Annotated in this window: 6 protein-coding genes; 4 read left to right on the plus strand and 2 right to left on the minus strand. The window is 74.1% G+C overall.

All coding sequences use genetic code 11. The features are described 5' to 3' along the window. Nucleotides 1-196: 196 nt before the first annotated feature. From K8Z49_RS24915 to K8Z49_RS24930, 4 genes are all read left to right on the plus strand, one after another. Complete coding sequence (locus K8Z49_RS24915) at nt 197-5665, plus strand: carboxyl transferase domain-containing protein (protein WP_412515356.1); 5469 nt, start codon at nt 197-199, stop codon at nt 5663-5665. A gap of 118 nt (nt 5666-5783) precedes the next feature. Next, on the plus strand, nt 5784-6356 hold the full coding sequence (locus K8Z49_RS24920; protein WP_412515357.1) for a DUF4352 domain-containing protein: 573 nt from the start codon (nt 5784-5786) through the stop codon (nt 6354-6356). A gap of 64 nt (nt 6357-6420) precedes the next feature. Beyond that, entirely contained in the window at nt 6421-8151 is a 1731-nt protein-coding gene (locus tag K8Z49_RS24925) for a hypothetical protein (protein WP_412515358.1), read from the plus strand. Nucleotides 8152-8230: 79 nt separating this feature from the next. Continuing rightward, nucleotides 8231-8977 carry a hypothetical protein gene (locus K8Z49_RS24930; RefSeq protein WP_111830593.1) on the plus strand — a complete coding sequence of 249 codons (747 nt, stop codon included), beginning with the start codon at nt 8231-8233 and terminating at the stop codon, nt 8975-8977. A gap of 53 nt (nt 8978-9030) precedes the next feature. Here K8Z49_RS24930 and K8Z49_RS24935 read toward each other — a convergent pair whose 3' ends face one another. Both K8Z49_RS24935 and K8Z49_RS24940 read right to left on the minus strand, forming a co-directional pair. Beyond that, entirely contained in the window at nt 9031-9684 is a 654-nt protein-coding gene (locus K8Z49_RS24935; RefSeq protein WP_412515359.1) for a lytic polysaccharide monooxygenase, read from the minus strand. Nucleotides 9685-9841: 157 nt separating this feature from the next. After that, nucleotides 9842-11761, minus strand: coding sequence for a ricin-type beta-trefoil lectin domain protein (locus K8Z49_RS24940; protein WP_412515360.1), 1920 nt, complete (start codon nt 11759-11761; stop codon nt 9842-9844). Nucleotides 11762-11787 lie beyond the last annotated feature (26 nt).

Consider the following 11787-nt stretch of genomic DNA (forward strand, 5'->3'; position numbering starts at 1 on the left):
CCGGCGGACACGCGGCGTGGTCGAGAGGCGGCAAAGCGTGCGCCGGCCGGACACGGCTTTGCAGGAATCCCACAACTGGAGACGCGTAGCGTGCGTAGTTCGCGGCATGGCGCCGGCCGGGCGGTAAGCGGGAGGCTGAACACTGCCGCCGGCCGTCATGTCGCGGCACGGATCGTCTACAGAAGGGCTCGGTGCGGTGTTCAGTCGTGTCGCCATCGTCAACCGCGGTGAGGCCGCCATGCGGCTCATCCACGCCGTGCGGGACATCGCCGCGGAGACCGGGACCCGGATCGAGACCGTCGCCCTGCACACCGACGTGGACCGGGCGGCGACCTTCGTCCGGGAGGCGGACCTGGCCTACGACCTCGGTCCCGCCTCCGCCCGCCCGTACCTGGACCTGGACGTGCTGGAGCGCGCGCTCGTGGAGACCGGCGCGGACGCCGCCTGGGTCGGCTGGGGCTTCGTCGCGGAGGACCCGGCGTTCGCGGAGCTGTGCGAGCGGGTCGGGGTCGCCTTCGTCGGGCCGAGCGCCGAGGCGATGCGCAAGCTCGGAGACAAGATCGGCGCGAAGCTGATCGCCGAGGAGGTCGGGGTCCCGGTCGCGCCGTGGAGCCGCGGCGCGGTGGAGACCCTGGACGCGGCCCTCGCGGCGGCGGCCGGGATCGGCTACCCGCTGATGCTGAAGGCGACCGCGGGCGGCGGCGGGCGCGGCATCCGCGTCGTCGCGAACGAGGCCGACCTCGCCGACGCCTACGAGCGGACCAGCCAGGAGGCCGCGCGGGCGTTCGGCAGCGGCGTGGTGTTCCTTGAGCGCCTGGTCACCGGCGCCCGGCACGTCGAGGTCCAGGTGATCGCGGACGGCCAGGGGACGGCGTGGGCGCTCGGCGTCCGCGACTGCTCGGTGCAGCGGCGCAACCAGAAGATCATCGAGGAGTCGGCGTCGCCGGTGCTGAGCCCGGAGCGGGCGGCGGAGCTGAAGGCGTCCGCCGAGCGGCTGGCCGTCGCGGTCGGGTACCGCGGCGCGGCGACCGTCGAGTTCCTCTACCACCCCGGCGACGAGCTGCTGGCGTTCCTGGAGGTCAACACCCGCCTCCAGGTCGAGCACCCGATCACCGAGGCCACCACCGGGTTCGACCTTGTCAAGGCGCAGCTGCACGTGGCGTCCGGCGGCCGGCTGGACGGCGGCCCGCCGGCCGAGCGCGGGCACGCCATCGAGGCCCGGCTGAACGCCGAGGACCCCGACCGCGACTTCGCGCCCGCCCCCGGCCGCATCGCCCGGCTCGACCTGCCCGCCGGGCCCGGCATCCGGGTGGACACCGGCGTGAGCGAGGGCGACACCATCCCCGCCGACTTCGACTCGATGATCGCCAAGATCATCGCCTACGGCCGGGACCGCGACGAGGCGCTCGGCCGGCTGCGCCGGGCGATGGCGCGGACCACCGTGATCATCGAGGGCGGCGCGACGAACAAGAGCTTCGTCCTCGACCTGCTCGACCGGCCCGAGGTGGTCGACGCGAGCGCCGACACGGGCTGGATCGACCGCGTCCGCGCGGAGGACGGGCTCGTCCAGAACCGGCACTCCGCGGTCGCGCTGGCCGCCGCCGCCATCGAGGCCTACGAGGACGAGGAGCGCGCCGAGCGGCAGCGCCTGCTGTCGACCGCGTTCGGCGGGCGCCCGCAGGTGCGGCACCGCAGCGGCCGCCCGCTGGACCTGAAGCTGCGGGGCGCCCTCTACCGGGCCCGCGTCGCGCGGGTAGGCGCGGACCGCTTCCGCGTGGGCATCGAGGCGGGCGGCGACGTCCGCACCGCCGACGTCGAGCTCGACCGCTTCGACCGGCACACCGGGCAGATCGTCGTCAACGGCGCCCGGTACCGGCTGCTCACCGGCACCCACGGGCCGGTCCACCTGGTCGAGGTGGACGGCGTGACGCACCGGGTCAGCCGCGACGAGGGCGGCGTCGTCCGGTCGCCCGCGCCCGCCCTGGTCGTCGCCACTCCGCTGGCGGCCGGCGACGAGGTCGAGGCGGGCGCGCCGGTGCTGGTGCTGGAGAGCATGAAGATGGAGACGGTGCTGCGGGCGCCGTTCCGGGCGCGGCTGAAGGAGTGCGCCGTGTCCGTGGGCAGCCAGGTCGAGACGGGCGCGCCGCTGCTGCGCCTGGAGCCGCTCGCCGACGACGACGAGGACGAGGACGCCGCGTCCGCCGCGTCCGCCGAGCTGGACCTGCCCGCCGCGCCCGGGGAGGTCCCGGCGCGCGACCGCGTCGCCCGCGGCCGGGAGGGCCTGCGCGGCCTGCTGCTGGGCTTCGACGTCGACCCCCACGACGAGGGCCGGGTGCTGGAGGACTACCTCGCCGCCCGCCGGGCCGCCACCGCGGACGGGCACCGGCCGCTGGCCGAGGAGATCGGGCTCCTCGACGTCTTCGCCGACCTCGCCGAGCTGAGCCGCAACCGCCCGGCGGGCGAGGACGGCGACTCCGGCGGGCACGTGCACAGCGCCCGCGAGTACTTCCACACCTACCTGCAGAGCCTCGACGTGGAGCGGGCCGGACTGCCGAAGGGCTTCCAGGCCAAGCTCGCCAAGGCGATCGGGCACTACGGCGTCACCGACCTGGAGCGCTCCCCCGAGCTGGAGGCGGCGGTCTTCCGGATCTTCCTGGCGCAGCAGCGCGCGTCCACCGACGCCGCGGTCGTCGCGGCGCTGCTGCGCACGTGGCTGCGGGAGCCGCCGCCGGAGGAGGCCCTCCGCGAGCCGGCCGGGCTCGCGCTGGAGCGGCTCATCGCCGCGGCGCAGGGGCACTTCCCGGTGGTCTACGACCTCGCGGCCGGGGTGGTGTTCGCCTGGTACGCCCAGCCGATGCTGCGCCGCAACCGCGCCCGCGTCTACGCCGGCGTCCGGGCGCACCTGCGCCACCTGGACCGCCACCCGGACGACCCGGACCGCGCCGAGCGCATCGCCGAGATGGTGCGCAGCACCGAGCCGCTGGTGCGGCTGCTCGGCCAGCGGCTCTTCCGCGGCAACCAGGACAACGCGGTCATGCTGGAGGTGCTGACCCGGCGGTACTACGGCAACAAGGGGCTGACGGGCGTCCGCACCGCCGAGGCCGGGGGCTGCACGTTCGTCGTCGCCGAGCGCGCGGGCTCGTGCCTGGTGTCGGCCGCGGTGAGCTTCGAGCGGCTGGGCGGCGCGCTGACCGGCCTCGCCGAGCCGGCGGCCGGCAAGGACGCCATCGACGCCGACATCTACCTCTCCTGGGAGAAGCAGCCGCAGGACTTCGCCGCGATGGCGGAGGCGCTGCACCAGGTCATCGACGCGCACCCGCTGCCGGAGCAGGTCCGCAGGCTCACCGCGACCGTCGCGGGCAGCAGCGGCGCGGTGATGCACCACCACTTCACGTTCCGCCCGTCCCCCACCGGGATGACGGAGGACCGCCTGATCCGCGGCCTGCACCCGCACATCGCGCAGCGGATGCAGATGGAGCGGCTGAGCAGGTTCGACCTGACCCGGCTGCCGTCCTCGGACGAGGAGGTCTACCTCTTCCAGTGCGTGGCGCGGGAGAACCCGTCCGACGACCGGCTCGTCGCGTTCGCGCAGGTGCGCGACCTGAAGGAGCTGCGCGACCACGAGGGCCGGCTGCTCGCGCTGCCGACGGCCGAGTACACCGTCGCCACCTGCCTCGACTCCATCCGCCGCGCGCAGGCCCGGCGGCCGTCCAAGAAGCGGTTCTCCACCAACCGGATCGTGATCTACGTCTGGCCGCCGAGCGACCTCACCCGCGCGGAGCTGGAGATGCTCGCCGAGCGCATGCTGCCGACGACCGCCGGGGCCGGGCTGGAGGAGATCCTGTTCATCGCGCGGCGGCGCGACCGGGAGACCGGCGCGCTGACCAAGGTCGCCGTGCGGATCACGTTCGACGCCACCGGCGGCACCGAGCTGACCATCGGCGAGCCGTCGGACGACCCCGTCGAGCCGCTCGACGGCTACCGGCAGAAGGTGCTGCGCGCGAGCAGCCGCAACACCGTCTACCCGTACGAGCTGACCGGGATCCTCGGCGACTTCGTCGAGCACGACCTCGCCGAGGACGGGGCGAACGTGCTGGTGCCGGTCGACCGGCCCAAGGGGCGCAACACCGCGGCGATGGTCGCGGGCGTCGTCACCACGCCGACCCCGCGCCATCCGCAGGGCATCACCCGGGTCGTGCTGCTCGGCGATCCGACGAAGTCGCTCGGCGCGCTGTCGGAGCCGGAGTGCCGCCGCGTGATCGCCGCGCTGGACCTGGCCGAGCGGATGCGGGTGCCGCTGGAGTGGTACGCACTGTCCGCCGGCGCCCGGATCTCCATGGAGTCGGGCACCGAGAACATGGACTGGGTGGCCGCGGCGCTCAAGCGGATCGTCGAGTTCACCCAGGAGGGCGGCGAGATCAACATCGTGGTCGCGGGCATCAACGTCGGCGCCCAGCCGTACTGGAACGCCGAGGCGACGATGCTCATGCACACCAAGGGCATCCTCGTGATGACGCCGGACTCGGCGATGGTGCTCACCGGCAAGCAGGCGCTCGACTTCTCCGGCGGCGTCTCGGCCGAGGACAACTTCGGCATCGGCGGCTACGACCGGGTGATGGGCCCGAACGGGCAGGCGCAGTACTGGGCGCCGAACCTCGCCGCCGCCCGGGACGTGCTGATGGCGCACTACGACCACACCTACGTCGCGCCCGGCGAGGACGCGCCGCGCCGCGCGGCGACGACCGACCCGGTCGACCGCGACATCTCCGGTTTCCCGCACGCCGTGGAGGGCAGCGACTTCACCACCGTCGGCGAGATCTTCTCCGCCGAGGCCAACCCGGACCGCAAGAAGCCGTTCGACATCCGGACCGTCATGCGGGCCCTGTCCGACCAGGACCACCCGGTGCTGGAGCGCTGGGCGGGCATGGTCGACGCGGAGACCGCGGCGGTGCAGGACGCGCACCTCGGCGGGATCCCGGTGTGCCTGCTCGGCATCGAGTCGCGGGCCGTGCCCCGGCGCGGCTTCCCGCCCACCGACGGCCCGGACGCCTACACCGCGGGCACGCTGTTCCCGCAGTCGTCGAAGAAGGCCGCGCGGGCGATCAACGCGGCGAGCGGGAACCGGCCGCTGGTGGTGCTGGCGAACCTGTCGGGGTTCGACGGCTCGCCGGAGTCGATGCGCAAGCTCCAGCTGGAGTACGGCGCCGAGATCGGCCGCGCGATCGTCAACTTCCGCGGGCCCATCGTGTTCTGCGTGATCTCGCGCTACCACGGCGGCGCGTTCGTGGTGTTCTCCAAGGCGCTGAACCCGAACATGACCGTCCTCGCGCTGGAGGGCTCGTTCGCCTCGGTGCTCGGCGGCGCCCCCGCCGCCGCGGCGGTGTTCGCGGGCGAGGTCGACGCCCGCACCGCGGCCGACCCGCGCGTCCGGGGCCTGGAGGCCCGCGTCGCGCCGGCCTCCGGCGCCGACCGCGCCGCGCTGACGGCGGAGCTGGACGAGCTCCGGGCGTCGGTGCGCACGGAGAAGCTCGGCGAGGTCGCCGCGGAGTTCGACCGGGTGCACGACATCCGGCGCGCGGTCGAGGTCGGGTCCGTGGACGCCGTCATCGGCGCCGCGGAGATGCGGCCGCGGATCATCGAGGCCATCGAGGCCCGCCTGCGCTGACCCGGCGGGGCGGTGCGGGGGCGCGGTGCGCGTTCCGGGGGTCCGGAACGCGCACCGCGCCGCCTTACGTTGGGGCTCCTCCGGCCGGGTGTGCGGCCGTCGACATGGGGAGTTGGCCATGCCACTGCGTTCCCGCCTGCTGGTCGCCGGGGCCGGCGCCGTGCTGCTGTCGTCCGGCTGCGGGGGCGGCGGCGAGCCCGCGTCCACCGCGGGAGCGAACGGCCGGCCGCTCTCCGCGGGGGGTGAGCGGCCGGCCGAGGAGGCGCCCGAGCCCGTGCAGGGGCGGATGGGGCAGACCGTCCGCGGTAAGGAGCTGGCCTACACCGTCCGCGAGCAGGAGTGCGGCGTGCGGAAGATCCGCGTCGGCGTCGCGCTCGGCTACACGGCCGACGGCCAGTACTGCATCTACACCCTGGACGTCGAGGTGCTGAGCAAGGTGCCGCTGGAATTCCAGCCGCACGCCCAGCGCGCCTACACCACTGACGGCAGCCAGTACAACGGCAAGCGCCTCAGCGGGCGCGAGGTGGAGCCCCCGGAGGACGACCTCAGCCCCGGCCAGCGCACCACGGGGCAGCTGGTGTTCGAGCTTCCCGCCGACCGGCGGATCGTGCGGCTCGAGCTGAGGCCCGGGAACCCGATGCTCGCCGCCGACCGCGCCCGCGGGCCGGAGGCCGTGATCACCGTCGGCTGACCGCGCGGCCGACCCGCGCTCCGGCCTACGATCATTGCCGACGACCACCCCGAGGGGCGGGCTGGTGATCATGGCCGACACGGGCACGGCGCTCGACGACGACCGGCTGGAGCGGCTGCTGCCGCGCGCCATGGCCCGGTTCCGCCACCGGATGTTCCTGGGCCTGCGGCTGCCGACGCGGCTCGGGGTGGCGGCGACCGCCGTGTCGCTCGGGCACGACCACGCCTGGGCGTTCGTCCTCGCCGCCGTCGCCTGCGCCGCGCTCGACCTGCGCCTGGCCGCCCTCCTGGCGCGCCGCGGCGGTGCGTCCACCCCGGTCCGGCTGGTCATGGACCTCCTCGACGTCGTCCTGTGGACGCTCGCGCTCGGCGGCATCGGCGACCTGACCGTCCTCGTGGCCGGGCCGCTGATCCTGGAGACGGCGCAGCGGCACGGCGCCCGCGCGCTGCCCCTGCCCGTTCTGGCCGGCGCGTCCGCCATGGCGGCGACCTGGTTCGCCGCCGGGCGGATCGACCCGCTGCCCTTCCTCTGGCCCGCCGCGGCGTGGACCGGCGGCACGCTCACCCGGGCGTACCTGCGCCGCCGCTGGCTCGCCGAGGCGGCCGTCATGCGCGACCACCTGGAAGCCGCGGTCGGCCGGGCCGAGCTGTCCGGCCAGAACAGCGTGGCGATGGGCGCCGACTCGGTCGTCGACCTGCTGGTGCGCACCGCTCCCCTGGTCACCACGTTCGAGCGCGACCCCGAACCGCTCCCCTTCGGAGCCTGGAAGGCCAGGCTCGCGGAGGCCAGCGGGCGCCAGGCGACCTACCTCGGCGTGGCGCTGCTGCGGTGGCAGAGCCTCTACAACAGCCGCAGCCCCGACCTGTCGGCGGACGCCGACCTGCGGCCCGGCCCCGGCGCGGGCACGCTGCTGCTCTCGTCCGCCCAGACGAGCCATCTGGAAGCCCGCCTGGACGCGCTGCGCCCGCGCGGCACGGTCGAGGTGACCGTGCCCCGGCCCGGCCCGGCCGGCGCGGAGCAGGCGGTGGACGTGGGCGGCCACCGCGTCGTCGTCCCCGCGGACGCCCGGCCCCGGATCCGGCCGGTGCACGCGGGCCCGTTCGCGTTCGTCGCCGCCGCCGTGCTGACGCTCACCCAGTCGCTGCCCCAGTGGGACGGCGTCCCGCTCTGGGGCACCGGACCGGTCGCCCTGCTCGCCCTGGCGGCGGCCTGGTGCGCGCACCGCTGGACGAGCCGTCCCGCGGCCGAGGTCGCCGGGCGGGTGATGGCGATCGCCGTCCTGCTGGCCGCGGCGGAGTCGGTGCTGACGTCGGCGCTGATGGATCCCGCGAGCAACCGGCTCCCGTGCTTCTTCTTCCTGCAATGGGCCGTCCCGCTCGCGGTCGTGCACTTCCGCGACCTGACCGGGCGCGGGCACGCCCTGGTGCTGGCGGGCTTCGCCGCGGCGGTGCTGGCGGGGGCGGTGGCGATGCCGGTGCCGTTCCCCTTCGCCGGCGCGCTGCTCGCGGTGCCGTGGTGGATCGCCCCCGCCCTCGCCGTCCACGGGCTGCGGGACGTCCTGGCCGAGGACTCCGCTCACCTGCAAGAGTCGCTGGACCGGTTCCAGGAGCAGGCCGTGCGCGAAGGGTTCCGGCGCGGCCGGCGGCTCGTCGTCGAACTCACCGAGGGCGCCGCCGAGCAGCTGCGCGCCCGCTGCGGCGCGCTCGGGCCGGCGCTGCCGCCGGAGATCGCGGCGGAGGTCGGGCGCCGCCTCGACGAGGCCCGCGCGATGCTGTCCGCCCTCCCGGCGGACTGACCCGGCCCGTTGCCCGGCCGCGGCCCGTCGGTCATGATTGAGTCGATCACCCTCCGTGCAGCCGACCTCGGGAGCCGCCGTGCCGGCCGAGCGTCCGGGCCGCGTCCCGGTCCGGGTCGTCGTGGTCGACGACGACGAGATCAACCGGTACGGGATGGCCTGCGTGCTGGACGCGGACCCGCGGATCGAGCTGGTCGCGGCCATCGGCCACGACGACGCGCTGGCCGGCGCGCACGTATGGGAGCGCGCGGACGTGGCCGTCGTGGACGCCGCCGACCATCGCCGCGACGGCGACCAGTTCCCCGGCGTGGCCGTCGTGGAGCACGCGCGGCGGACCGTCCCCGCCGGCCGGCTGACCGTCATCGTGGTGACCGGCCACTTCTTCGACGACGCCGTCCGCCGCCGGATGCGGGAGGCGCGGGCCGACTTCTTCTACCACCGCTCCGACATGGCCGACGCCGAGGCGCTGCGCGCGGCGGTGCTGCGCCCCGACCTGGCGCGGCGGCGGGTGCCCCCGCCCCGGGACCCCGAGGCCCAGTTCCGCCACGGCGTCACCGACGCCACGAAGGTCAACCGCGCCATCGACCACGCGGTCCGGCAGGTGCTGGAGGAGCGGATCGCGGAGCGGGCGGAGCCCCGGAGCCGGCGCTGGATCAGGCTGCGCGACGAGTTCAACCGGGTCGCGCGGCTCACCCCCGTCACCAGCGACGGCCGCCGTCCCGACCGCGCGCAGGACCTTCCCTCGCTGCCGCAGATCTCCCGGTTCCTCACCTGGGCGACGAAGATCAAGCAGGGGCGGCCCGCCGGCCCGTTCCCGGACGACTGACCGCGTCGAGGCCGCGACGTGCCGCGCGGCCTCGACGGGGCGGGGAGCTGGGGTCAGCCGAAGTTCACGTCGCTGCAGATGTAGTACACCTGGTCCATGTGGGACGCCTGCCAGACCGTGTACACCACGTGGCGCCCGGTGCGCCCGGACGCGTTGACGTTCTCGATCACGTAGTTGTTGCTCGGCGCGTACCGGCCGGTCTCGCGGACCAGTTCCAGGTCGCCCCAGCGCAGCGGCTGGGTCAGCGCGTCGTACCCCTGGCGGGTGATGTAGACGCGGATGTAGTCGGCGCCATGGCTCGCCTGGTCGTAGAGGTTGATCGTGAAGGTGGTGCCGAGGTCGGTGGTCGTCCACGGGCCGACGGCGTCCATCGAGCGGTAGCGCCCGCTCTCCGCGTGGCCGCCGCTGCACAGCCGCCCGTCGGGCACCGCGGCTTGATGGTTGCCGCCGACGTTGTTGCGGTAGAGCCCGTTCCAGTTCCACATGGCGTTGGGGTTGTCCTGCCACGCCTGCCAGCACATCGGGTCTTCCTGCTGCATCGCGGGGTTCTGGAAGTCGTCGCCCCAGCGCTCCCAGCAGCCGTAGTTGCGGGACGCGGGGTCGATGACGGATCCGTGGGCCGAGGCCGTGTCGACCCACAGGGCCGGCACCAGCGTCGCGGCGCAGAGGACCGTCAGGACGCGGCGGCGTAGTCGGGTGTGAGGCATGGCGCCTTCTCCGTTCCGGTGGCGGGGGGTAGGCCGGATTGGGAGCGCTCCCAAGCGGATCGTAACGCGCCGCGCGGCACGCGTCATTCGGAGCGTGAAAGCTTTCACGGACGGGCCGGGGAGCCGACCGGGCAGTGCCGGCTCCCCGGAGCGCGCGCTACGCCGGGACGGTCCACTTCTGGTTGGCGCCGCCGGTGCAGGTCCAGATCTGGAGCCGGGTCGCGTCGGCGGAGCTGTTGCCGGTCACGTCCAGGCACTTGCCGGAGTAGGCGTTCACCAGGTCGCGGCCGGGCGTGTACGTCCATTGCTGGGACGAGCCGCCGTGGCAGTCCCACAGGTGCGTCTGGGCGCCGTCCGCGGTGCTGGGACCGGCCACGTCCAGGCACTTGCCGAGCGCCTTCAGGGTTCCGTCGGCACCCCGGCTCCACCGCTGGGCGGCGGTGCCGTTGCACGTGTGGAGCTGGACGGCCGTGCCGTTCGCCGTGGCGGCGCCGGCGACGTCCATGCACTTGCCGGCGAGGCCGGTGACCTGGCCCGCGCCACCGCCGCCGGACTGCGTCCCCGACCAGGTGAACGTCGCCGTCGTGCGGGCGGGGAGGTCGTAGGTGAAGGACTGGCCGCCCCACACCACCCGCACCGACCGGGCACTTCCGCCGCCGTTGTGCGCGAGCAGGGCCTTGGACCCGTCCGGGTTGACGTAGGCGACGTTCTGCACGGTCGAGTCGGCGGTGGACAAGATCCGGTACGCGCCCGGTTTCACGAACTTGGTGAGGTGTCCCATCGTGTAGTACTCGATGGTGTTGTCCACCTGGCCCGCGCGGCCGCCGCCTTCCTGGACGGTGACCAGCCCGGTGCACGTCCCGCACCCGCCGTTGTGCGGGCCCATGTTCTGGTTGAGCGCCAGGCTCCACTTCACCTCGGCACTGGACCAGTTGCGGGCGTGCTCGATGATGTCGCCCATGTCCTCGTTGTGCTGGTCGCCCACCCACGTTCCACCGGAGTGCTCGGTGTTGAACTGCGTCATCGACGGGTACCGGTCGTGCGCCTGGGCCCCCACGGACGGGCTCCCCGCGTAGTCGTGCCACCCGATCCCGGCCGACAGCGGGTCGTTGCGCAGCGCGTCGTCGGCCACGATCTGGGAGCCGAAGCTCGCGTAGTCGCCGTAGTTCCAGTCGAAGTGGATCACCTTCGTACCGATCCCCGCCGCCCGGAAGGCCGGGTACACATGGTTCTTGGTGAACTCCACCAGCCCGGACGGGTTCCAGGACATGCCCGGATAGTTCATCGCGGTCGGGTTGCCCGCCTGGCAGCAGTTCGGCTCGTTCTGGACCGAGACGTAGTCCACCGGCACGCCGGCAGCCTGGTACGACTGGACGTACTTCGCCAGGTACTGGGCGTACGTGGGGTAGTACTCCCACTTCAGCCAGCCCATCTGGTCCATCCGGCCGTTGTCCTTCATCCAGCCGGGCGCACTCCACGGCACGCCCATGACCCGCAGCCGCGGATTGAGTTGCTTCGCCTGCTGCGTCAGCAGCCGGACGTTCGTGTCGTAGCCGTTCGCGCCGAAGTCGTTCAGGTCGCAGCAGGTGTCGTCCAGCGAGACCATCCCCGGACGCGACAGGTCGGACGCGCCGATCGGGTTGCGCACGAACGACAGCCCGATGCCGTCGACCGGGTCGAACAGCCGGCGCATGACCGCGTCCCGGGTGGCGGCGCTGATCGCCCCGCCCCGGAACAGGTGCGCCGTGGTGTCGGTGATCGACGCGCCGCCGCCTTCGAACCGCTGGTAGCGCACTCCTTCGTCGACCGCGATCGTGTGGTCCGCGCCGGGGTTGGTCGCGGCGAAGTTGACCGGTGCCTGCCGCTCCAGGCCGCGCGTCACGTTCCGCCCGCCGGAGTCGGACGTCGTCGTCAGATGGATGGTCACGGTCTCGCCGGCGGCCAGGGCCGGCGGCGCGATGGGCACGCCGCCGAGCGCGGCGGCCATGGTCAGGACCACGGCACCGGCCACCGAGACGAGCCGGCGGCGGCGGGGAGCGTGGCGGAGCGCAGGTGGGGGGCTGCCTGCAGTGGGCATCGATGGTCTCCCTCACTGGGACGGAC

Source organism: Actinomadura madurae (assembly GCF_047130825.1).
GTDB classification, from domain to species: domain Bacteria; phylum Actinomycetota; class Actinomycetes; order Streptosporangiales; family Streptosporangiaceae; genus Spirillospora; species Spirillospora madurae.

Coding starts and splice junctions, on each gene's coding strand:
- K8Z49_RS24940 (WP_412515360.1), bottom strand. CDS start 11,761: ATGCCCACTGCAGGCAGCCCCCCACCTGCGCTCCGCCACGCTCCCCGC.
- K8Z49_RS24920 (WP_412515357.1), top strand. CDS start 5,784: ATGCCACTGCGTTCCCGCCTGCTGGTCGCCGGGGCCGGCGCCGTGCTG.
- K8Z49_RS24935 (WP_412515359.1), bottom strand. CDS start 9,684: ATGCCTCACACCCGACTACGCCGCCGCGTCCTGACGGTCCTCTGCGCC.